The organism is Bifidobacterium actinocoloniiforme DSM 22766, assembly GCF_001263395.1.
GTDB classification, from domain to species: Bacteria; Actinomycetota; Actinomycetes; order Actinomycetales; family Bifidobacteriaceae; genus Bombiscardovia; species Bombiscardovia actinocoloniiformis.
Window position 1 is genome coordinate 176,974 of sequence record NZ_CP011786.1, and the last position, 23,137, is coordinate 200,110.

The window sequence follows — 23,137 nt, forward strand, 5'->3', positions numbered from 1 at the left end:
AGCGTCAATGATTGACGAAAAGTAATCAAAAGAAAAGAGTCACACAATGAAACATGCTAAGGGTCTGAAGCGCTTAGTGGCCTGTGCTGGTGTAGTGGCCATGTTCCTCGGTGCCTCTGCCTGCGGCGGCAAGCAAAGCGCCACAGACGAGAACGTGGAACTAAATGTTTGGGCATGGGAGCCCACACTAAAGGCGGCGACCAAGGAATTCGAGAAGAAGTACCCGAACATCAAGATCAAATTGCAGAATGCCGGGACCGCAAAGGAGCAGTACACGGCGCTCGACAATGCCTTCCAGGCTGGCAAAGGGGCTCCTGACGTGGCGCAAATCGAACTTTACGCTTTGAGCCAATATGCCATTAATAATCGCCTGACCGATTTGAGTGACCGGACGCAGGGCTATTCCAAGTTCTATAATCCGGGCACTTGGAATTCGGTCCTGGTCAACAAGAAGCCTTATGGGTTGCCTTTCGGCTCTGGCGCCATGGCTTTCTTCTACAACAAGGACGTATTCGATAAGGCCGGCGTCGACGCGACTCAGATCAAGACCTGGGACCAGTACTATGAGGCCGCCAAGAAGATTCGTTCGGTCGGTTCATACATTGCCGCCGATTCAGGCGATTCTGGCTTCTTCGATGCGATGATTTGGCAAGCCAATGGACACCCCTATAAGCTTTCAGCCGATGGAAAGGACCTCTCCATCGATTTGGACAATGATAAGGGCACTCAGGATTTCATCAAGTGGTGGCAGAAGATGATTGATGAGGACCTGGTCGACACCAAGACTGTCATCTGGACTGAAGATTGGAACAAAAGTCTGAACAACGGCAAGCTTGCCTCCGCTCTGATAGGGTGCTGGATTCCAACCACCTTGGTTAATGTGGCCCCCGATCAAGCGGGCAAGTGGCGGGTTACCACTATGCCAACCCAGGATGGTTCACCGGTCAATTCCAACCATGGTGGCTCGTCCTTGGCTATCATGTCGTCCAGCAAGAAGACCGATGCCGCGTATAAGTACATCGATTTCATCTCCCGGAATCAGGCCAGCATCGATGCGCGTGTGGCGGGAGGCTCCTTCCCTGACGATGTGAAAACCACTAAGTCGCAAAAGTTCAAGGACGCAACCACGGTCAAGAACGCCAAGGGGGAGGATATCGCGTACTTCGGTGGTCAGAAGTACAATGAGGTTCTGGCGAAGGCCGCTGGTGACGTAATTCCAGGTCACGATACACTGCCGTTCGAGGTCTATGCCCGGACCGTTTTTGCCGATGATGTGGGCTCCGCCTACACCGACAAAAAGATCACCTTGAAGCAAGGCGTGTCCGCTTGGCAGAAGCACCTGAAAGAATATGGAAAGCAGCAAGGCTTCAACGTCAAATAATCATTTGATATCGGCTGATGCCGTTGCCTTGTATTGATAAGATACAGGGCAACGGCATTCTTGATACTGTCTGTGTTGCTCCGTACTGTGCCCATGCCTTCTTGCTTACCGCTTGACTCGCTGCAGAGGCATAGCGTTAAAGGGCGAGAACAGGTTGCAGCGTGACCGCTGCTTAGACTGTGTATCGGGGCAATGAGGGCAGTGTCAGCGATAAGAACCTTGGCGAAAAGGAAGAGTGCATTGTGGCGAAACCCGCTGAGCATGGTATTGACGCAAGTGCTTCGGATTTTCTGATTCACACCCCGTCGGCCATCGCCCGCGCCACTTTTTTCTACCCCCTACGGATGGGCGATTTTTTCTATGAACCTGGCTACAGGTTGGAGCGGAGATCTTTCGACAGCTATTTGATCATTTATGTCGACAGTGGCAGGTTGTTCTTCGACCTACCCGAGGGTTCTTTTGTGGCTGAAGAGGATAGCTTTGTACTGATTAACTGCTACGAACGCCATGCCTATAGCACCGATATCAGGACGACGGCACAATGGCTTCACTTTGATGGTGTCATGGCCCAGCCCTACTACGAATACATCGTCAGAAAGTTGGGTAACGTTTTTATGCTTTCCTCCGAGACGTACGCTCTGGAACGGATGAGAACCATCAACACCCTGTTGACCGCCGAAAATGGATATTCCGAAGCCAGAATGTCCAAATGCATCACCGACCTCCTTACCGAGTTCGCGGATGAACAGCCTCGTTCATTTAAGCGCAAGCAAACGGAGGTGGTGGAAGACACGATTGCATACGTATCCACTCATCTGTATGAGCCGCTTACCATTTCCGAGTTGGCCGAGCGTGTCTTCCTCAGTGAGTATCACTTCATCCGACTCTTCAAGCAGGAAACCGGTATCACGCCCCATGCCTACCTGGTGGATGCCAGGATTCATGCGGTGCAATACCTGCTGGTCAACAGTCTGATGTCCATTCGTCAAATCTGCCAGCAGTGTGGGTTCACTTCCGAATCATCGCTGTGTGCTGCATTCAAGAAGAGCGCAGGTATGACTCCGATGGAATATCGCAGACTGAAACAAGGGTGACGAATGCTATTCGAGTTAACACAGGCATGTACGCGCCTTGTGGCTTCAATCGTGCATGTAACGATGAATAGTAGAAGTAAAATAATCCAGCTTATAGCTGCCGTGTGTTGTGGACCTTGATGTTTTAGTTTCCTTGGATGCTGATTAACGGCGACGTATAAGGAGAGAAGCGTCGGTGGTAGGGCTCTTTCCGAATGGCACCTGTGGGCTTATAACATGCTTATGTGATGCAGCGTATTACACAACATCGGTGGTGATGCGGCTCTGTTCCCTCTTGCCTGAGCCGCCAGAGTGCCCCGGATGCGATTCGAACGCACGACACCTTCTTTAGGAGAGAAGTGCTCTATCCCCTGAGCTACCGGGGCAACGAAACACCACTGTAGCACGGGGCCAGGCCGTACGAGCGTCTCGGCGGGGCCGATTGCCGGGGCGGGCGCGGCCGTTCGCTCAGGGCTCTGCAGGTCGCGGGTTTCGCTCACAATCAGTAAGGATTGATACTGGCTGACGGGAGCGAGCGGATGGCGGTGATAGGACGAATTCCTGGGGCGCGACTGCTATTGACGCTGCTGGCGCGCGTCTTGACCGTCCTCGCCTTAATCGGCACCGGGGCCAGGCTCCTGCCCAGCCGGTTCGCCGACTGGCCCTTCTTGCCGGAGCTGGTCTCGCTGACCCCCTGGTTCGCTCTGGTCGCGGCCCTGGCTTTGGTCCTCGCCCTGACCACCAGGCGTTGGCTGACCGCTCTACTCGCCCTGGCCAGTCTGAGCGCGGGTGTGGGCTGGGTCTACCCCTTCTTCGCAGCCGACCACGACTTGCCTAAGCGGGCCATAGTCGCTGGATCGTCCGAACAACCGCTCACTGACGACGATGCGGCGCGCGTGATGACCGTTAACGTTTACAAGGGCCGCGCCGACGCCCAGGCCATAGTCCAGGCCGTCCGGGCCAACCGGGTGGAGGTTTTGGCCTTGCAGGAGACCACCGATGAGTTCGTGGACAGGCTGAACAGGGCTGGCATCAAGGAAGTCCTGCCCTACGCCAAGATCGCCTCCGCGGACCACAAGTACGGCAACGGTCTGTGGTCGGCCTCGCCCCTGGGCTCCCCGGCCCGCGACGACGTGAACTCATCGGCCTCGCAAATGCCGGCCGGCACCGTGACTTTCGGCGGCGGCCGGGAGGTCCGCTTCGTCTGCGTGCACACCACGTCACCCTCGCCGGGCGAGTGGGGCCAGTGGAAGCGCAGCTTGGACGAGCTGAGCGCCATGAAAGCCCACGTGCACACCACATATGTCTTTATGGGCGACTTCAACGCCAGCTACGACCACGCCCCCTTCCGCGACTTCCTGGGCGACCGCTTCCAGGACGCGGCCCGCTACTCAGGCCACGGTCTGACGATGACCTGGCCGGCCGACCGGGCGAGGACGCCGCTCTTCACGGCCATCGACCACATCGTTATAGACCAGGGCATCCAAGCGGGCCAGCTGAAGACCCTGCCGATTCCGGGTTCCGACCACCGTGGGCTGGTGGGCAGCATCTGGGTGGGGCGGTGAGAGGCTGAAAACCGAGTCGCTGAGAGCCTGAGGGGACGGAACGCAATGGCCGCCTCCCGGTACAGGAATCGCGCTGTTTACTCCAGGTTGGACTGGGTGCCGGCGGATGCCCCGGCAGAGGCTTGCTCGGTTTGGGCCGCGTCCAGCTTGGCGCGCACCTGTCCCAGCAACTCCTGGGCCCGCTTGGCTAAGGCCTCGCCGATTTCCCACTGGCGCATGGAGGCGTCGAGGTCCAGGCCGCCGGCCTCCAGGGCTTGCACCGCCTGAATTAACTGGTCCCGGGCCTGCTCGTAGGGGAGTTTGGCGATGGTTTCGCGCTCCTTGTCGGACAGGGTGGAGGCCAGGGTCTCCTCGTTGTCTGCGTTGCTCTTCGCGGTGTTCTCCGCCATGATTGGCTCCTTCGTGTTGACGCTGTTCGTCTTACTTGCTCTTGGTTTGGTCGTGTGCGGTCGCGCTAGGGGCTGGCCGCGGTCAGCCGTTCAGTCTTCCTGGGATAGGGTGGCGGTTTTCGTGGCCTCCAGGGCTCCCCGCTTGAGGGTGACCTTGATGGTGGCTCCGTCTGGGATGACTGAGGCGTCGGAGGCGACGGCCCCCTGAGCCGTCTGCACCACCGCGTAGCCCCGGTCCAGAGTGGATTGGGGGGAGAGGGCGGTCAAAGAAGACTGGAGTTTCTCCACTGTGAGCGAGGCGTCGTCCGCGATCCTTCGCAAGGCAATGTCCAGGCGCACCTTGGCCTCATCCACGAATCGCTGGGGCTTGTCCAGCATCGTCAGCGGCTGGGTCAGGCTGGGCCGGTTGGCGTAGCCCTCAATCAGCCTGGTCTCGTTGTCCACTAAGGCCCGGATACGTGATTCAATCCGCATCCTGGCTTCGGCGATAATGCCCTCTTGCTCCATCACGTCCGGCACCACGCGTTTGGCGGCGTCGGTGGGCGTGGAGGCGCGCAGGTCGGCGGCCAGGTCGATCAAGGTCCAATCGTCCTCGTGGCCGATCGCGGACACGATCGGCGTCCTGCAGGCTGCGGTGGCGCGCACCACGGACTCGTCGGAGAAACCCAACAGGTCCTCAAAGGAGCCGCCGCCCCGCGCCACGATGATCACGTCCACGCTCGGGTCGGCGTCCAGTTTCTGGATGGCCGCCACCACCTCGGGCGGGCACTGGGGGCCTTGCACATGGGCGTGAACCACTGAGAACTCGATCGTGGGCCAGCGGAGGCGGGCGTTGGTGATCACATCGCCCTCCGCCCGGGCTTGGGGTGCGCAAATCAGACCGATTCGCTGGGGGAATTCGGGCAGCCGCACTTTATTCTCGGCATCGAAAAGCCCTTCGCCCTTGAGCTGCCGGCGCAGTTGCTCGATTTGCTCTTTGAGGTCGCCGGTGCCCACCCGTCGGATGTCGTCCGCCATGAAGCTCAAGCGGGTTTGCTTGACCCACAGGTCGGGCTTGCCATGCACCACCACCCGGTCGCCCTGGCGGAAGTCGCGGGCCTTGGCAGCGAAGGCGCGGAAGCCCATAACGGACACGGAGATGTCCTCGAAGTTGTCGCGCACGGTCAGGTAGGCGGACCCGGCCCGGCGGGTGTTGATCTCCACGATCTGCCCCTCCACCCAGGCCCCGGGCCAGCGGGCCACGGCATCGTGGTACTTCTGGCTGAGCACGCTCACCGGCCAAGGGTCATCGGCGGTCGTGTCCCTGGCCAGGCGAGGAAGTTCGCTCAAAGGTTTGGGCCGGTTGATCGAACCCGCTGGCGCGCCTCCGCCGGCATCGGCCCAGCCGGGCGCGAAAGCTGTGTGTATGGCCATATCCGAGCGCACATCCGCCTCCTCATGTCGGCACTTCGTCTAGCTTCCACAATCCCGCGGGTCAGGGACAATCCTGGCGCTGCGCACGGCGCTGCCCGCGCCATGTATGCGTCCAGGCGGCCTTCTCCCTTATGCTATTGGCGTAGGTGTATCTGCCTATGCGGGACTCGCATGGTCAGGCTTGGCGATAGCATCTTATGTATGAAGCCGTTATGAGCGGGCGCGGAGGGTCGGGCGTCCGTCTTTCCAGGCGGCAGGATGCGGGGTTCTGGCTTTATGACGCAAGGTCTGACAGGAGCGCAACGGGCGGACGGAGCGCGGGAGGACCCAGTTCCCTTGCGTTTGGGGCTTGACATTGGTTCCACCACGGTCAAGGCCGTCGTCCTGGGTGCTTCGGACCGTTTGAGCGATGCCTTGTTCACCGACTATCGCCGCCACCATGCCAACGTGCGTCAGTGCGTGGCCGAGCTGGTCACCGACATCAAGCTCTCCCTGGCCCATCGCGACATGGAAGACAGCCCCATCAGGCTGGCGATCACCGGTTCGGGCGGCCTGGAACTGGCCCGGCAGTTGGGAGCCGAATTCTCCCAGGAGGTCATCGCCGAGACGGAGGCGATCTCCGCCACCTACCCGGAGGCCGATGTCATCATCGAGCTGGGCGGCGAGGACGCCAAGATCACCTACCTGAAGCCCACGCCGGAGCAGCGGATGAACGGCTCATGCGCGGGGGGCACTGGCGCATTCATCGACCAGATGGCCACCCTGCTGAACACGGACGCGGCTGGTCTGAACGAGATGGCCTCACGCTGCCAGACCATCTACCCGATCGCCTCGCGCTGCGGGGTCTTCGCCAAGTCCGACCTCCAACCCTTAATCAACGACGGCGCAGCCAAGGAGGACCTGGCCGCGTCCATCTTCAACGCCGTGGCCACGCAGACCATCTCCGGCCTGGCTTGCGGCCGTCCTATACGTGGCAACGTGGTCTTCCTCGGTGGCCCTCTCTTCTTCATGCCCGAGCTGCGGGGGGCGTTCAAACGCCTGCTGGAAGGCAAAGTCAGCTCCTACATCAACCCCGAGGACGCCCACTTATACGTGGCTTACGGGGCGGCCTTAGTCGCCGGGCAGGCTGGCCAGGCGTGCGATGATGAGCAGGAACGGCTTGTTTCCAGCGATTACACGCCTGCCACCGACGTGAATGATCCCTTCGGTCCGGCCTGGGGGCTGGACCCGGAGGAGGTCAAGCGAGCTCGGTCGGCCAACGCGAGCCCCCTGGAGAAAATGGCCCTTGAGGACGCCAAGGTTGACGGCCGCAGCACACTCAGCGTCCAACCCAAGCAGGCGGGTTCGGACACGGACTCGGCCGCCCGTGTGGAGAGCTCACGGGCCGCCCTGGAGCAGGAGGAGGGCCATCTCGACCTGTCCACCCTGGACGCGGTGCTCTCTGCCCTGGAGTCCCTCGATTCGCTCCCTTCCATGGCCCGCACGGTCGCGCCCCTCTTCAAAGACGCCGAGGACCGGGAGGCTTTCGAACGTCGCCACTCGGCCGAAACCATAGCCACCGGCAGTTTGGAAGGGGCGAAAGGACCTCACTTCCTGGGGATTGACGCCGGTTCGACTACGATCAAAGCCGCCTTGATCAATGACGACAAAAGCATCGTCTGGTCCACTTACGGTGTGCATGAGGAGAGCCCGCTGACTGCGGCGGCGCAGATCGTCAAGCAGGTGAGCGCCGCGTTGCCTGAGGGCGCTTGGATCGCCCGCGCGTGCTCCACAGGCTATGGGGAAGGCCTGATTTCCGCCGGTCTGCACGTGGACGAAGGCGTGGTCGAGACGATGGCCCACTACCGGGCGGCGGAGGAGGTCAGCCCCGGCGTCACCGCCGTGATTGACATCGGCGGCCAGGACATGAAGTACATAGCGGTCAACGACGGTGTGATCGACTCGATTTGCGTCAACGAGGCCTGCTCGGCCGGCTGCGGCTCCTTCCTGCAGACTTTCGCCCAGTCGATGGGCATCACGATCCAGGAGTTCACCCAGCAGGCGCTCGCCTCCAAGGCCCCGGTGGACTTGGGTTCGCGCTGCACTGTGTTCATGAACTCGTCGGTCAAGCAGGCTCAGAAGGAGGGCGCCTCGCCTGAGGATATCGCCGCCGGCTTGTGCTACTCGGTGGTGCGCAACGCCTTGTACAAGGTCATCAAGCTGCGCGATGCGGACGCCCTTGGCCCGATTGTGGTCGTGCAGGGCGGTACCTTCCTGAATGACGCGGTCTTGCGTGCCTTCGAGCTTCTGACCGGCCGTCAGGTGGTACGGCCCAACATCGCCGGTCTGATGGGCGCTTATGGTGCGGCGCTGACGGCCCGGATGCATTGCGCCGACTATGAGGGGGAGGGTTCGGACCGCCCTGTGAGCAGCCTGCTGGCCGGCGAGGAGCTCGACCACCTGTCGATGACCACCACCCATGACATCTGCAAGCTCTGCCAGAACCACTGCAAGCTCACGATCACCGAGTTCGAGGACGGTGGCCGCTACGTGACCGGAAACCGTTGCGAGCGGGGCGGCGACAAGTCCAAACAGCGTTCCGACCGGCCGAATTTGTACGATTTCAAGTACAAGCGAGCCTTCGCCTACCGTCGTCTGACCCCGGAGAAGGCCACTCGCGGCGACATCGGCATCCCACGCGTGCTCAACATGTACGAGGATTACCCCTTCTGGTTCACCCTCCTCACCTCCCTGGGCTTCAGGGTCATGATTTCGGGGCGCTCCAACCATGAGCTCTTCGAGGAGGGCATGGAGTCCATCGCATCGGAGAACATCTGCTATCCGGCCAAGCTGGTCCACGGGCATGTAAAATCCTTGCTGGACAAGGGCCTCAAGACCATCTTCTACCCATGCGTCACCTACGAGCAGGAGCTGGTTGGCGGCACTGACAACCACTACAACTGCCCGATAGTGGCCAACTACCCAATCGTGATCGAGGCGAACATGGCCGAGCTGAACCAGCCCGGTGTACGCTTCATGGCCCCATATTTCAACCTGTCCAACCGGGAGAAGCTGGTTGAGCGCGTGACCAAGGAGTTCGCCTGGGCGGGAGTCAGGGAGGACGAGGCGCGCGTTGCCGTGCAGGAGGCCTTCCGCGAGGACGCCCGCTTCAAGGAGGATGTGCGCCAGGAGGGCATGCGCGCCCTGGCTTACATGCGTGAGCATGATGTACGCGGCGTGGTCCTGTCCGGTCGGCCGTACCACGTGGACCCGGAGGTCAACCATGGCATTCCCGAGACCATCTGCTCCCTGGGTATGGCGGTGTTGTCCGAGGATTCGATTTGCGAGCTGGACGCCAACCACCTGCCCAAGCTCAGCGATTATGTGCTCTCCGACGCGGGGGAGCGGGCCCTGGCCTCTAACAGCAGCCGGGCTCGGCAGTTCCGCAAGACGGTGCCCGTAAGCGGGCCGGACAACTCCAAGATGCCCCTGCGCGTGACCGACCAGTGGGCGTATCACTCCCGGCTTTACTCGGCCGCCCGCTTCGTCTCCGAATACCCGGATTTGCAGCTAGTGCAGCTGGTCTCCTTCGGCTGCGGCGTGGACGCGATCACCACCGACCAGGTGCAAGAGATCCTGGCCGACAAGGACGACGTGTACACCCAGCTGAAAATCGACGAGGTGTCGAACTTGGGCGCGGCCAAGATTCGTCTGCGTTCGCTCAAGGCGGCTATGGAGGAGCGGGTTCGGCGCGGCAAGACCCAGGGCGGCGAGGGTACTGGGGTGGCCACTCCGGCGGCTCCCGTCGAGCGGGACGCGGGGCCGAAGGATGAAGGCAATATTGTGGAAACTGGTTTCCTGGACGAGGGGGACGCTATCGCTCATAACCATGCGGATCCCGACGGTTTCCGCTCCACCGGCGCCCGCAGGATCAGCGTCCAGCAGTCCCAGGCCGCGATCGCTTCCCTGGCTCGCTTCCTGGCCCTGCGCGACCGCAGCGGGGAGGGGTTGATCAGGCTCCACCCCTACGGGCTCACCAGCCTTAGCGAGCGTCGCTCCCGCCAGGACTCTCAAAGCGGTCAGAGGGGAAAGGGTCCCGATTCTCCATGGACGACCACAGCGCGTCCTGTGCAAGCTCCGACCCAGGCCTTGGATACCGGTGATGCGGTCTCCGGGCGCCGGTGGCAGGATGCCGCCGGGTCGGGGGCGGCCCGCAAGCCCAGCCTGTCCAAGTACGCTCATGTCAACGTATTCACCAAGGCCATGGGCCACGATTATACGATCGTGTGCCCGCAAATGTCGCCGGTCCACTTCTCCCTGCTGGAGGCGGTGTTCGCCAGCGGCAAGTACAAGGTCGAGCTGCTTAAGCACGCCAGCAGCGAGGACATCAACACAGGCGTCAAGTACGTCAACAACGACGCCTGCTTCCCCGCGATCATCGTGGTCGGTCAGTTGGTCAACGCCTTCCTGTCCGGCCGGTTGGACCCGCACGGGTGCGCTGTGATCGTCACCCAGACCGGAGGCATGTGCCGGGCCACCAACTATTTCGGGCTCCTGCGCAAGGCTATGGCGGACGCGGGCTACGGCTACGTGCCGATCATCACCCTAAGCGTCCAAGGGTTCCGGTCCAACCCGGGCCTCAAGGTCACGCCCTCCCTCCTGCACCGGGCGGTCAAGGCCTTCTACCTGGGCGACGCCCTCATCGAATGCCTCCTTCGGGTGCGCCCCTACGAGGTCGAGCCCGGTTCGGCGAACCGGCTCTATAAGACTTGGGACACGATTTGCAAGGAGACCCTGGAGCACCACGGATGGTCAGCCACGGCTCAGCGCGAGTACGGGCGTGGTTTCCTGCCGTATTCCAGCCTGATGAAGCAGATGATCGCGGCCTTCGACCGCCTGCCCCTGCGTCAGGCGGAGCGCAAGCCCCGCGTGGGCGTGGTGGGCGAGATCCTGGTCAAGTACCACCCGGACGCCAACAACCACGTGGTCGATCTGATTGAGGACCAGGGCTGCGAGGCCGTGCTGCCGGGCATCTGTGACTTCATGGTCAACGGCATGTCCAACGCGGAGTGGAACGAGGAGCGACTGGGCACCGGCGGCCCCATTAAGCTCAAGCGGATGGCCCTGAGGGCGGCGGACGCCTACCGGGCGCCGATGATCCAAGGCTTCAAGGCCTCGCACGGCAAGTTCGACATCCCCAGCCACATCACCGATTTACGGGCCAAGGCCGACACGGTCACCTCCCTGGGCGTGCAGGCTGGCGAAGGCTGGCTGCTGACCGGCGAGATCATCGAACTGATCGAGGAGGGGGCGCCCAACATTGTGTGCGCGCAGCCTTTCGCCTGCCTGCCTAACCATGTGACGGGCCGAGGCATGTTCGGCAAGATCCGCCGTAAGTACCCCGAGGCCAACATCGTCTCTATCGACTACGATCCCGGCGCTTCCGAAGCCAACCAGCTCAACCGCATCAAGCTCATGATTGCCGCCGCCAAGAAGCGTGAGGCCACCCAGCACGAAGACCCCGCCGCGCAGCCTGTGAATGACGAGGCCCTGGACGCTTTCCTCGATGATTCCTCCCAACCGGCACCCGGCCAGGAATCAGACAAGGTCCTGGAGACGATGGAAGTGCGCTAAGGGCAACCGGTGCGCGCATGGAACCTCGGTGATGAAGGGTCTCATTGTTCGTTCCGGCGGAAGCATGAGCGGCTGATTGGGGTGGGACTCGACCCGAAGCGGCGGAAAGCCTCAGCTTCTTTCTCCTTGGGATATGGGACCCATAAAGCGTAAGGCGACCCCGCGTGGCGTCGGCTGCCCGCCGCGCCAGTTCCCGCGCTTACGAAGCGTTCACCGGTAAAGGTCCCAGGTGGGGGAGGGGTAGATGGCGCGCTCGAAGGCGGACCATTCCTTGAGGTAGTCCATGGGGGGCTCGCGCAGCCAGCGGAGCTGAATGCCGTCCATGGCCTCCAGACTCATGCGCACGTAGGGCTTCATGTCGCGCTTCCAGTCCATGCCTTCGGGCAGCTTCCAATGGGTTTGCGAGTAATGTTTCCAGACGCGCTCGGCCCGGAATTTGAAATAGTCGTGCAGGGGGTGGGAGGGGTCGAAAGACTCGGCTTGGAGCACCATGAACAGCTGGACCAGCTCGGGTTGGCTGACGTTGTGCTTGACCAGGTAGCGCAGGTAGGCCGGGAAGTGCGGGGAGGCAGGGTCGGAGCCGGGCAGTCCGGTGGTAAGAAACTCCTCAGGCGTGCCGTAGACCGCGTAGACTTCCGTCACTATCAAGGAGAGCAGGCCCTCCTTGGAGCCCGCATAGTGCAGGACGCCCGGTTGCGACATGCCCACCGCGTCGGCCACGTCCTTAAGGGTGATGCCGTTGTAGCCCTTCTCGCTCACCAGCCGGGCTGTGGCGTTGGTGATTTCCTCGCGGCGGGCCTGCGGCGTCTTGCGTACTTTCCTGGCCATCCCTGCGCCCCCATCGTATTCCTGTCGCCGCCGTCGCATACCCGTCAGGGCCTGCCGGTGTGCCCGCGAACCTTTCCTGCGGGCCTTAAGCCGCGTTCTTCTTTCCCGTTCATCGTAACCGTAGCCGTTCCCCAGGCAGACCTTCCCAGGCCAGGAGTGGCGTTCAATCATTCATTTGACAAATTTGTTGAACGAGTATTAGATTTAAATTATCTAACGGATGGTAGATAACGAAGTGGTTGCGATCCTCCGCTCGCTAGGTACGTCAATGCAGACCATGGAGAAGGAAAGGGGTCGTCGGATGAACGACTCTGCAATAAGAACGGCTTCCGCCCAGGAACGGCTGGCAGCCCACCAGGCCGCGATCGCGGCAGCCGAAAAGGACCCGACGCTTTCGCCGGAAACGGGAAAACCAGTAGATAAGAAGACCATCATACGCTTCGGCTTGAGCTTCCTGCTTTTCGGCGTCTTCTGGATGTCGGGCCTGGGCATAGTCAGCTTCGTGCTGCTGCCTGAACACCTGAAGCAGGTGCCGGGCGTCTCGCCTGAGTACCTGATTGGTGTGGTCAACGCCTGCACGGCCGTGGCCTCCCTGGTCTCCAATCTGCTGTTCGGTAACTTCTCCGACCGCTCCCGTTCCCGTTACGGGCGTCGCACGCCCTGGGTGCTGGGTGGCGCCGTGTTGGGTGGCGTGACGCTCTTCCTGACCGGCATGACGACCAACCCGGTGCTCCTGACCATCGTCTACTGCCTGTGCATGTTTGGTCTGAACTGCATGATCGCGCCCCTGGTCGCCGTCCTGTCCGACCGCGTGCCCTCCGGCGTGCGCGGCACCCTGTCCGCCTTCTACGGCGCCGGCTCCACGGTCGGCTCGCCAATCGGCTCCCTGCTGGGCGCCGCGTTCGTCTCCCACATGGTGTCCGGTTTCGCGCTCGCGGGCCTGCTCATGTTCCTGGGCGGCATCGTGTCCATCCTGATCATGCCCAAGGAGCAGAGCGCCGACTACCTGCCCAAGGACAGCGGTTCGCTCATCGACGTCGTCAAGTCCTTCCAGCCTCCCCGTCTGCACGGCGCCCATGACTTTTACAAGGCGTTCGTGGGCCGTCTGTGCATGTTGCTGAGCTACCAGATGATCTCCACCTACCAGATGTACATCGTGGAGAAGTACGTGGGGCAGACCGTGAAGGAAGCGGCCGGTACGATCGCCGTCATGTCGGTCATCACCATGATTGTCACCCTGGTCGGTTCGCTGGTCTCCGGCCCCATCTCGGACGCCATCGGCCGCCGTAAGGTGCCGGTCGTGGTGGCCTCCGGTTTGTTCGCCATCGGTATCGCCATGCCATGGGTCATGCCCTCGGCCATGGGCATGTACCTCTACGCCGGCATCGCCGGTTTCGGCTACGGCGTCTACTCCTCAGTGGACCAGGCTCTGAACGTGGATGTGCTGCCCAGCAAGGACCAGGCCGGCAAGGATTTGGGCATTCTCAACCTGTCCACCACCCTGGGCCAGATGGCAGGCCCGCTGGTCATGTCCGCCATTGTGCTGCACTTCGGCTACGCGGCCGCTTTCCCGACCGCCATCGTCTCGGCATTGGTCGGCTGCGTCTTCATCATGGCCATCAGGACGGTCAAGTGAGTCGCAGGACCTGGAAGGTCAACGATAATCAATGAATGAATGTCGGCGCCCTCGTCCATGTCGCATGGTCGCGGGGACCTGGGCGCCGGAGCACTAATAGGAGGAAACGCATGACTCGGACAATCGAGTGGATTTCAAGCACCCCCCAGCGCAAGCTGTCCGAAGCGGCGATCGAGCCCGTCCCTTTGGGGTCATCGGACGACATGGAGCTGACCGGTCGCGGCCTGCAGGAGCTGCGTGGATTTGGCGGCTGTTTCAACGAGTTGGGCTGGCTACCCCTGCAGCAAGTGGGTCAGGAGGAGCGCGAAGGCGTGATCCGTGAGCTCTTCAGCCCGGACGAACTCAACTTCTCCTTCAACCGCACGCCGGTGGCCGCGAACGACTTCGCCGACTCCTGGTACAGCTACGACGAGACCGAGGGCGACTATGGGCTCAAGGACTTCAGCGTGGAGCGCGATGAGTCCACGCTGATCCCTTACATCCGCCAAGCCCAGCGCTACCAGCCGAATATGGGCCTGTTCGCCAGCCCCTGGAGCCCGCCCACCTGGATGAAGACCTCCAAGGCCTACAACTTCGGGAGCATCGTCACCAGCACCGAGAACCTGGACGCCTACGCCCACTATCTGCTGCGTTACGTGCAGGAGTACGAGCGTCGCGGCATCCACATCAACCAGCTGCACGTGCAGAACGAGGTCTTCGCCGATCAGAAGTTCCCCTCCTGCCTGTGGTCAAGCGACGATCTGCGCCTGTTCATCCGTGACTACCTGGGCCCGCTGTTCGCCAAGGAGGCGCCCGGCACCGACATCTTCCTGGGCACCCTGAACGGTCCGGAGGACATGAAGTTCTCGGCCTCGGGCATCGAGCTGGAGAACTACAGCCGCTTTGTGGACAATATCCTCTTCGACGATGACTGCCGCCGCTATATCAAGGGCATCGGCTACCAGTGGGCCGGCCAGCACGACATCGAGCGCACCCACCAGTGCTGGCCCGAGATCGAGCTGATCCAGACCGAGTCCGAGTGCGGCATGGGAGAGAATTCCTGGGAGTACGCCGAGTACGTCTTCTCCCTGATCAACCGCTACTTCAAGTCAGGCGCCACCGCTTACACTTACTGGAACATGGTCCTTGGCGACGGTCTGAGCACCTGGGGCTGGAGGCAGAACTCCCTGTTCACCGTGGATTCCACGACCCACGAGGTCCGGCGTAACCCGGAGTACTACGTGATGAGGCACTTCTCCCACTACGTCCAGCCCGGCGCCCGGCTGTTGGAAAGCCGGGGGCATTTCGGGGCCATGTCGATCGCCTTCGCCAACCCTGACGGGAGCCGGGTGGTGGTGGCCCAGAACGCGCTGGAGCGGTCCATGCCGTTCTCCTGCGCCGGAATCGAGGGGCAGGACGTGCAGGAGGGTTCGGGGTTCAAGGCCACCTTGGAGCCCCGTTCGTTCAACACGTTCGTAATCAAATAAGGCGGTCCGCCGGACCGCGGGCTGGGTGGATTAGCGTAAGGCAAGGGGAAACAGGGCGATGGAGACAGGTGAGGCAATGAAGGAAACCGGAACGATGACGGACAAGCCATCCGCTGGGACTGATGGCAGGCCGGCCATGCAGGTGGACCGCATACTGTTCGGCGCGGCGTATTACGACGAGTACATGCCGGAGGATCGGATAGAGACCGATATGCGGATGATGGAGGCGGCCGGCATCACCACGATCCGTATCGCTGAATCCACATGGTCCACCCTGGAGCCCCAGCCCGGAGAGTTCGACTTCACCCATGTGGACCGGGCCCTGGAGGCGGCGGGCCGGCACGGCATCCAGGTCATCGTGGGCACACCTACGTATGCGGTGCCCGCCTGGCTGGTGCACATGCATCCTGACGTGCTGGCGCGCACGCCCCAAGGGCAGCAGACCTACGGGGCGCGGCAGATCATGGATATCGTCAACCCGGCCTACCGCTGGTACGGCGAGCGGGTCATCCGCACCCTCGTCGCCCACGTGGCCGACCACCCCAGCGTGATCGGCTACCAGGTTGACAACGAGACCAAGTATTACGATTGCGTCTCGCCCGACATGCAGGCCCTGTTCGTCAAGCACCTGCGCAAGGTCTTCCATGACGACCTGGACGCCCTCAACCGCGAGTTCGGTCTGGACTACTGGTCCAACCGGGTCGACTCCTGGCAGGACTTCCCCGACGTGACGGCTACGATCAACGGTTCCTTGGCGGCCGAGTTCGATAAGTTCCGCCGCTCTCTGGTCAGTGAGTACCTGTCCTGGCAGGCGGATATCGTGCGCGAATACGCCCGGCCCGGGCAGTTCGTGACCCATAATTTCGACTTCGAGTGGCGGGGCTACTCCTACGGGGTCCAGCCCGCCGTGGACCACTTCCAGGCCGCCAAGGCGCTCGATATCGCCGGCGTGGACATCTACCATCCAACCGAGGACGATCTGACCGGCAAGGAAATCGCCTTCGGCGGCGATATGACGCGCTCGATCAAGGGCGGCGCCAACTACCTGGTCTTGGAGACGGAGGCCCAGGGGCAAAACGGCTGGCTGCCCTACCCCGGGCAGTTGAGGCTCCAAGCATACAGCCATTTGGCTTCCGGCGCGGATGGCGTGATGTACTGGCACTGGCATTCCATCCACAACTCCTTCGAGACTTACTGGAAGGGGCTGCTCTCTCACGATTTGGAGCCCAATCCCACCTACGAGGAGGCCGGGGTGTTCGGCCGTGAAATCGCCGATCCGCAGGTGGGCGAGAGCCTGAGGCACCTGCGCAAGCGCAACCGCGTGGCCATCATGGTCTCCAACGAGGCCCTGACCGCCCTGAACTGGTTCTCCCTGGACACCGGTTTCCCCGGGGGCACCGAGTACACTTACAATGACGTGGTCCGCCGGGTCTACGACGCCCTCTTTGAGCTCAACGTGGAATGCGACTTCGTCAACTGCGACGCCAGCGCTGACGAGCTTTCCCGATACGCCATGATCGTGACCCCGGCCCTGTACAGCACCCCGGGATACACGCTTGAACGCCTGCGGGAGTATGCGCGGCAGGGCGGCTTCCTCCTGTCCACCGTGCGCTCTTTCGTGGCGGACGAGTACCTGAAAGTCTGGCATGATCGGGCCCCGCACATGCTTGCGGACGTGTTCGGCATGACCTACAACCAGTTCACCCGGGCCAAGGAAGTCGGATTGACCCTGGCCGACGGTCTGGGAGCCACGGACTCCGCCAAGGAGGGCGCCTTCGCGCCCGGCTGCTGCCAGGCCCTGATCGAGCTGCTTAAACCGGATGCGGACACCGAAGTGCTGGCTGGCTACGACCATCCGGTATGGTCGTCCTACGCCGCCATAACCCGTCACCGGTTCGGGCAGGGCCAGGCGGAGTGGGTTGGCAGTCTGCTCGCGCCGCAGGCGATGAAAGCGGTGCTGGCCCAAGCGGTCAAACGGGCGGGGCTGTGGGGCCCGACCCAGGATCTGGCGGGTCGCATCGCCGTGCGCCAGGGGGTTAACGGCCGAGGCGAGAGCGTGACCTATCTGCTCAACTACAGTCCTCGACCGGCCGCGCTGGCTGCCCCCAGCGCCGGAAGGTTGCTGCTGGGACCTGACAAGGGGACCCAGGTGGCGGCAGGGGAGGACCTGAAGGTAAACCCCTGGGACCTGGCCGTCATCGTGGGTACCACGGGCTGAGCGCGGCAGGAGACCGGTAACGGGTACGAAGAAGCATACAAGAAGGATGGAGCGCACAATCATGGAGGACGAGACCGCATTGGACGGGGCGCCGTACAGGAACCCCTCACTTGGCATAGATGAGCGGTTGGCGGACCTGCTGGGGCGGATGACCCTGGAGGAAAAGGTGGGCCAGGTGATGCAGCTGGATGCCCGGGGAGGGGTCGAAGGACCCATATTGGAGCGGCACGTGGGCTCCCTGCTGCACGCCTCGGCCGAGCGGCTGCAGGAGGCCAGACGGCTGGTGGAGCAGACCCGCCTGCGCATCCCGCTGATCATAGGCGACGACTGCATCCATGGGCACTCCTTCTTTGAAGGCGCCACCATATTCCCGGTCCAGCTGGGCATGGCGACCACCTTCGACACTGAGATGGCAAGGCGCATAGCCCGCGCAGCCGCCGAGGAGGTCTCCACCACCGGTATCCATTGGACCTTTTCACCCGTCTTGTGCATAGCCCGTGACACCCGATGGGGCAGGGTGGACGAGACCTTCGGCGAGGACCCCTATCTGATCGGCGAGATGGGGTCCGCCATGGTGCGCGGTTACCAGGGTGGTTCGGCCATGGAAGGTGAACTGCCCCGAGATGCGATCCTGGCCACGGCCAAGCATTTCGCCGGTTATTCCGAGACCCAGGGCGGCCGCGACGCCTCCGAAGCCGACTTGTCGCACCGTAAGCTGCGCTCGTGGTTCCTGCCGCCGTTCGAGCGCATGGCCCGGGAAGGTTGCGCTTCGTTCATGATGGGCTATCAGTCCATCGACGGGATTCCGGTGACCATCAACGATTGGCTGCTGAACCAGGTGCTGCGGGGGGAGTGGGGTTACAGCGGAACCCTGGTCACCGACTGGGACAATGTGGGCCGCATGGTCTGGGAGCAGAAAGTGGAGCCCGACTACACGCACGCCGCGGCCGCCGCCGTCAAGGCCGGCAACGACCTGATCATGAACACTCCCGGCTTCTACGAGGGCGCCCTGGATGCGCTCTGCCAGGGGCTGCTGTCCGAGGAGGAGCTGGACCAGGCCGTGAGCCGGGTGCTGGCGCTGAAGTTCCGCCTGGGGCTCTTTGAGGATCCGCGTCTTCCCGACCTGGAGCGGCAGCGGGCGGTCATCGGCTCCGAGGAGCACCAGGAGCTCAACCTGGAGGCGGCCCGTGAATCGGTGGTGCTGCTCAAGAACGACGGCCTGCTGCCCCTGTCTGGCGGCGATGGAAGCGCCTCGGGGGCCCGGCGTATCGCAGTCGTGGGTCCCCTGGCCGACGACGCACAGACCCAACTGGGGGACTGGGCTGGCGGCTCGGGCCAGTGCGACTGGATCGACAGCCAGCCACGGCGGATGATCACCACCATCCTGGACGGTCTGCGCGAGCAGGTGCCGGACGGTTGGCAGGTGGACTACGCCCCTGGAGCCCGGATTCTGAACCTGGTGGACGACCCTGAGGGTCCCACCTACCCGGATGGACAGCCCCGGCCTAAGATCGCCGCCCCAGCGCCCGCGGACCCGGAACTGATCGCCCAAGCTGTGGAGGTCGCCCAGCGTTCCGACGTGGTGATCGCCGTGGTGGGAGACGTCATCCAGCTGGTGGGCGAGGGATGCTCGACCGCCACCCTGGAGCTCTACGGCGACCAGAAGGACCTCCTGGACGCGCTCGCCGCCACGGGCAAGCCCATGGTCGTGGTGCTCATGTCGTCCAAGCCCTTGATTCTGCCGCCCAGCGGACTCGCGGCGCAGGCCATCCTCTGGCAACCCAGCCCCGGCATGAAAGGCGGACAGGCGCTGGCGGAGATTGTGCTGGGCCTGACCGGGCCCTCGGGCCGCCTGCCGATCACCTTCCCCCGTCACGCAGGCCAGCTGCCCGTCTACTACAACCAGGTGCGCGGCCAGCACGGCAATCGTTACGCCGACCTGACCCAGGACCCGCTCTGGGCATTCGGCGAGGGATTGTCGTACACCACCTTCTCCTATGGGAAGCCTGAATTGGATGGCCCGGCCCAGGTGGGGGCCGACGACGTGCTGCACCTCAGCCTGCCGGTGACCAACAGCGGTGAGCGCCCTGGCACCGAGCTGGTCCAGCTCTATGTGAGCGACCTGGTTACTTCGGTCTCGTGGGCCGGGCGCGAGCTCAAGGGCTTCCAGCGGGTGGATTTGGAGCCTGGGCAGACCAAGCGGGTCGTTTTCGACCTGCCTGTCTCAGAATGCACGATTGTGGACGCATCAGGCGACCGCGTCGTGGAGCCTGGCGAGTTCCAGGCCTTGCTGGGCCACTCCTCGCGGATGGATGACCTTCAGTCCGTCACCTTCACCGTGCGGTAAGGAGACCCCCCCCCCTTAGATGTAGCCCTTCCAGAGGGGGAGGGGGAAGAGGACAGGCTCGCATTCCGCCCACATGGCTTCCAGGTCCTGGCCAGGGGCACGCAGCCAACGCAGTTGCAGGCCGTCCATCATCGAGAACCCGGCGCGGATCAGGCTGGCGGCATCCACATCCTTGGGCAGGGACCAGCGGATGTTCAGCGCGGTGTCCACGATGGTGCGTTCGCGGGCCTGGAAGTATTCGTGGGCCGGATGGTCTGGATCCAAGGCCTCGGTGGTCAGGGTGGAGAACATATGCACCAGCAGCGGGCGGCGGGCGTTAATGGCGACCGTCTCCCGCCACATGCGCGCGATGAGCGGCCGGGGCTGGCTGAGCGTGTGGCTGATCACCTGGGCCGTTTGCCCGTCGTACAAGTCGTCCAGGACCATCTCCAGCAGGCCTTCCTTGGAGCCCACGTGGTGGAGCACGCCAGCCTTGGTCATGCCGACTTCGTTGGCGATTGACTGGATGGTGGTGCCGTAGTAACCGCGCAGGGCGAAGGAACGGATGGCCGCCAGGGTCACGGCGGCCCGTCCGTCCATGTGTTCGATGCCCAGTTGCCTGGCCAGTTCGCGCACCGGCAGGCTGAATCCCGCGCGGTCGGCCCCATCCCCAGTCGGGGAGCCCGTCGTCGGTCCCTCTGGTTCGCCCGCCTGCTGCGCTGTATCCATGAATCCGGTCCTTCTCGTGCCGCCTTGCCCGCTGGTCCGGGTGCGGTCAGTGCCCAAGCGCGTTCTGCCGCCTGGGTTCGTGGGTGTTACTGCGAGTATATCGCTATAAGGCGCTTACCGAATGGTAGGTGTGGGAAGCGTGTGTGTTGGCCTTGGCTCGGCGGGTCGCAAGTGATAGAGTACTTACCAATTGGTAGGTATCTACTGCAAAGGAGCGATGATGACCGATACAAACGCATCCCGGCCCCAACCCGCCTTCCCCAAGGCCTCGGACCTGAGCCTGGAGGAAAAGGCCAGCCTGACCTCGGGAGGCGACGCCTGGCACTTGCAGGGCATCGAATCCAAGGGCGTCCCCGGCTACATGATCACTGACGGCCCCCACGGCCTGCGCAAGACTGAGGAGAAGACCGGCGCGGTCGACTTGAACGAGTCCGTGCCCGCCACCTGCTTCCCTCCCGCTGCTGGCATGGCCTCCTCCTGGAACCCGCAACTGGTGGAAGAGGTGGGCCGGGCCATGGGCCAGGAGTGCATTCAGGAGCAGGTGGCCGTCATCCTGGGGCCGGGCGTCAACATCAAGCGCAACCCCCTGGGTGGGCGTTGCTTCGAATTCTGGTCCGAAGATCCCTTCCTGGCCGGGCATGAGGCTGTGGGCATCGTCTCCGGCGTGCAGTCGCAGGGCGTGGGCACTTCCCTCAAGCACTTTGCCGTCAACAACCAGGAGACCGACCGCCTGCGAATCTCCGCCCGTGTCTCCCAGCGGGCCCTGCGCGAGATCTACCTGCCGGCGTTCGAGTACATCGTCAAGACCGCCCAGCCCTGGACGGTCATGTGCGCCTACAACCAGATCAACGGAGTCCATGCCTCCCAGGACCACTGGCTGCTGACCGACGTGCTGCGCAAGGAGTGGGGCTTTACGGGCATCGTGATGAGCGACTGGGGCGCGGACCACGACCGCGTGGCCTCCCTGAACGCTGGGCTCAATCTGGAGATGCCCCCCTCCTACACTGACGACCGGGTGGTGTCCGCCGCCCGCGACGGCAGCCTGCCCGTGGACCAGTTGGACAGCATGGCCCAAGGCATGATCGACTTGGCCGCTAAGGCCGCGCCCGCCATGAGCCGGACCGACTACCGCTACAGCGTGGACGAGCACAGGGACGTGGCCCGCCGAGCCGCGCGTGAATCCGCTGTATTGCTCAAGAACGAGGGCGCTCTGCTGCCCCTGGACCCGAACGGCACGGTGGCGGTCATCGGCGAGTTCGCCCGCACTCCGCGCTACCAGGGCGGCGGCTCCTCCCACATCACCCCGACCGCCGTCTCCTCCTTCCTGGACGCGGCGGGCGAGCGGGGCGCGAAGGTGGACTTCGCGCCAGGATTCACCCTGGACGACGAGCCCCAGGACGAGTCGCTGACCAGCCAGGCCGTCGAATCAGCCCGTAAGGCCAAGTCCGTTCTGCTTTTCCTGGGTCTGCCCGAGCAGGAGGAGTCCGAGGGCGCCGACCGCACCAATCTGGACCTGCCAGCCAAGCAGCTGGACCTGCTCAAGGCGGTTTCGGCGGTGAACCCTCACGTTGCCGTGGTGCTCTCCAACGGCTCGGTCGTCTCGATCGCCCCCTGGCGCGACCAGGCGCAGGCGATTCTGGAAGGCTGGCTGCTTGGCCAAGACGGCGGCCGCGCCTTGGCTGACCTGATTTACGGGGACTACAGCCCTTCGGGCAAGCTGGCCCAGACCATCCCGATGGACCTGGCTGACGATCCGACCATGCTCAACTGGCCTGGCGAGGAGGGGCATGTGGATTACGGCGAAGGTGTGTACGTGGGCTACCGCTACTACGACTCCTTCCACAAGCCGGTGGCGTACCCGTTCGGTTTCGGCCTGTCTTACGCGAGCTTCGAGCTCTCCGACGTGCATGTGACCGCCAGGCAGGGCAACACCGCCACGGTGAGCGTGCGCGTGACCAACACCTCCGATCGGGACGCCGCCGAAACCGTGCAGGTCTATGTGGCGCCAGGCAAGGCGAAAGTCGCCCGCCCCAGCCACGAACTCAAGGCCTTCCGCAAGGTCTTCCTCAAAGCGGGCGAAAGCCAGGAAATCAGCATCGACCTTGACGAGCGCGCCTTCGCGTACTGGTCCGAGACCCACGCCGGATGGCGGATTGAGGCCGGTGACTACGGTGTCGAAGTGGGCACCTCCAGCCGCGACATCGCAGCCACCGTCACAATCAGCCTGCCCGGCGACGGCAAGCGCCTGCCCTTGACCGAGTGGTCGACTATGGACGAATGGCGGGAGGACCCGGTCGGCGGTCCGATCATGGAACGGATGGAGGCATTGGGCCGCTCCGGCGAGCTGCCTGAACTGCCCATCGACAACGCTTCGGCCGCTATCTTCCTGGCCTCCATGCCGATTAACTCCCTGTTCGTACTGATGGGTGGGAACGGCTCCAAGTTGACCAACTACCTGTTGGATAACTACGCGCAGGCCACCCACGCCGCTTAAGGCGTG

Annotated in this window: 12 protein-coding genes, 1 tRNA gene and 2 pseudogenes; 10 read left to right on the top strand and 5 right to left on the bottom strand. The window is 63.0% G+C overall.

The window, feature by feature from the left end:
• Nucleotides 1–46 precede the first annotated feature (46 nt).
• Nucleotides 47–1,381 carry an ABC transporter substrate-binding protein gene (locus tag AB656_RS00615; protein WP_033503883.1) on the top strand — a complete coding sequence of 445 codons (1,335 nt, stop codon included), beginning with the start codon at nt 47–49 and terminating at the stop codon, nt 1,379–1,381.
• Between the two features lie 242 nt (nt 1,382–1,623).
• Nucleotides 1,624–2,475, top strand: coding sequence for an AraC family transcriptional regulator (locus AB656_RS00620; RefSeq protein ID WP_051905204.1), 852 nt, complete (start codon nt 1,624–1,626; stop codon nt 2,473–2,475).
• Nucleotides 2,476–2,767: 292 nt separating this feature from the next.
• On the opposite strand, the gene AB656_RS00625 is transcribed toward AB656_RS00620, so the two are convergent.
• A tRNA-Arg gene (locus AB656_RS00625) sits at nt 2,768–2,840 on the bottom strand.
• A 159-nt stretch (nt 2,841–2,999) separates the two neighbouring features.
• Between AB656_RS00625 and AB656_RS00630 the strand changes: the two genes are divergently transcribed.
• Nucleotides 3,000–4,019, top strand: a complete 1,020-nt coding sequence (locus AB656_RS00630) for an endonuclease/exonuclease/phosphatase family protein (RefSeq protein ID WP_236681878.1) — start codon at nt 3,000–3,002, stop codon at nt 4,017–4,019.
• Between the two features lie 77 nt (nt 4,020–4,096).
• Here the strand turns inward: AB656_RS00630 and AB656_RS00635 are convergent, their stop codons facing one another.
• Nucleotides 4,097–4,408 (bottom strand): exodeoxyribonuclease VII small subunit, encoded by a 312-nt coding sequence (locus AB656_RS00635; protein ID WP_051905206.1) that lies wholly within the window; start codon nt 4,406–4,408, stop codon nt 4,097–4,099.
• Nucleotides 4,409–4,498: 90 nt separating this feature from the next.
• Nucleotides 4,499–5,821, bottom strand: coding sequence for an exodeoxyribonuclease VII large subunit (gene xseA, locus AB656_RS00640; protein ID WP_081924935.1), 1,323 nt, complete (start codon nt 5,819–5,821; stop codon nt 4,499–4,501).
• A gap of 276 nt (nt 5,822–6,097) precedes the next feature.
• Between xseA and AB656_RS08165 the strand changes: the two are divergent.
• Together AB656_RS08165 and AB656_RS07550 are read left to right on the top strand one after the other, a co-directional pair.
• Nucleotides 6,098–6,970: pseudogene (locus AB656_RS08165) on the top strand (BadF/BadG/BcrA/BcrD ATPase family protein); the annotation flags it as partial.
• 288 nt (nt 6,971–7,258) lie between these two features.
• A pseudogene (locus AB656_RS07550) lies at nt 7,259–11,434 on the top strand (acyl-CoA dehydratase activase-related protein); the annotation flags it as partial.
• Between the two features lie 210 nt (nt 11,435–11,644).
• On the opposite strand, the gene AB656_RS00650 reads toward AB656_RS07550, so the two are convergent.
• Nucleotides 11,645–12,262, bottom strand: a complete 618-nt coding sequence (locus AB656_RS00650; protein WP_033503882.1) for a TetR/AcrR family transcriptional regulator — start codon at nt 12,260–12,262, stop codon at nt 11,645–11,647.
• 301 nt (nt 12,263–12,563) lie between these two features.
• Between AB656_RS00650 and AB656_RS00655 the strand changes: the two genes are divergently transcribed.
• The 4 genes from AB656_RS00655 (at nt 12,564) to AB656_RS00670 (ending at nt 19,929) form a co-directional block, all read left to right on the top strand.
• Nucleotides 12,564–13,898 (top strand): MFS transporter, encoded by a 1,335-nt coding sequence (locus AB656_RS00655; protein WP_033503881.1) that lies wholly within the window; start codon nt 12,564–12,566, stop codon nt 13,896–13,898.
• A 110-nt stretch (nt 13,899–14,008) separates the two neighbouring features.
• On the top strand, nt 14,009–15,364 hold the full coding sequence (locus tag AB656_RS00660; RefSeq protein ID WP_033503880.1) for a glycoside hydrolase family 30 protein: 1,356 nt from the start codon (nt 14,009–14,011) through the stop codon (nt 15,362–15,364).
• Between the two features lie 94 nt (nt 15,365–15,458).
• Nucleotides 15,459–17,582 (top strand): beta-galactosidase, encoded by a 2,124-nt coding sequence (locus tag AB656_RS00665; protein WP_236681879.1) that lies wholly within the window; start codon nt 15,459–15,461, stop codon nt 17,580–17,582.
• Nucleotides 17,583–17,628: 46 nt separating this feature from the next.
• On the top strand, nt 17,629–19,929 hold the full coding sequence (locus AB656_RS00670; RefSeq protein ID WP_236681880.1) for a glycoside hydrolase family 3 N-terminal domain-containing protein: 2,301 nt from the start codon (nt 17,629–17,631) through the stop codon (nt 19,927–19,929).
• Between the two features lie 15 nt (nt 19,930–19,944).
• Here AB656_RS00670 and AB656_RS00675 read toward each other — a convergent pair whose 3' ends face one another.
• On the bottom strand, nt 19,945–20,508 hold the full coding sequence (locus AB656_RS00675; RefSeq protein WP_033503924.1) for a TetR/AcrR family transcriptional regulator: 564 nt from the start codon (nt 20,506–20,508) through the stop codon (nt 19,945–19,947).
• Nucleotides 20,509–20,854: 346 nt separating this feature from the next.
• Between AB656_RS00675 and AB656_RS00680 the strand changes: the two genes are divergently transcribed.
• A complete protein-coding gene (locus AB656_RS00680) occupies nt 20,855–23,131 on the top strand; it encodes an exo-alpha-(1->6)-L-arabinopyranosidase (protein ID WP_236681881.1) in 2,277 nt (758 codons plus the stop codon).
• The last annotated feature ends 6 nt before the right edge of the window (nt 23,132–23,137 follow it).

What these genes read in the sequence shown, in the direction of transcription:
- AB656_RS00615 (WP_033503883.1), top strand. Translation starts at nt 47, where the DNA reads ATGAAACATGCTAAGGGTCTGAAGCGCTTAGTGGCCTGTGCTGGTGTA.
- AB656_RS00635 (WP_051905206.1), bottom strand. Translation starts at nt 4,408, where the DNA reads ATGGCGGAGAACACCGCGAAGAGCAACGCAGACAACGAGGAGACCCTG.
- xseA (WP_081924935.1), bottom strand. Translation starts at nt 5,821, where the DNA reads ATGGCCATACACACAGCTTTCGCGCCCGGCTGGGCCGATGCCGGCGGA.
- AB656_RS00650 (WP_033503882.1), bottom strand. Translation starts at nt 12,262, where the DNA reads ATGGCCAGGAAAGTACGCAAGACGCCGCAGGCCCGCCGCGAGGAAATC.
- AB656_RS00655 (WP_033503881.1), top strand. Translation starts at nt 12,564, where the DNA reads ATGAACGACTCTGCAATAAGAACGGCTTCCGCCCAGGAACGGCTGGCA.
- AB656_RS00660 (WP_033503880.1), top strand. Translation starts at nt 14,009, where the DNA reads ATGACTCGGACAATCGAGTGGATTTCAAGCACCCCCCAGCGCAAGCTG.
- AB656_RS00665 (WP_236681879.1), top strand. Translation starts at nt 15,459, where the DNA reads ATGACGGACAAGCCATCCGCTGGGACTGATGGCAGGCCGGCCATGCAG.
- AB656_RS00670 (WP_236681880.1), top strand. Translation starts at nt 17,629, where the DNA reads ATGGAGCGCACAATCATGGAGGACGAGACCGCATTGGACGGGGCGCCG.
- AB656_RS00675 (WP_033503924.1), bottom strand. Translation starts at nt 20,508, where the DNA reads ATGGACGGACGGGCCGCCGTGACCCTGGCGGCCATCCGTTCCTTCGCC.
- AB656_RS00680 (WP_236681881.1), top strand. Translation starts at nt 20,855, where the DNA reads ATGATGACCGATACAAACGCATCCCGGCCCCAACCCGCCTTCCCCAAG.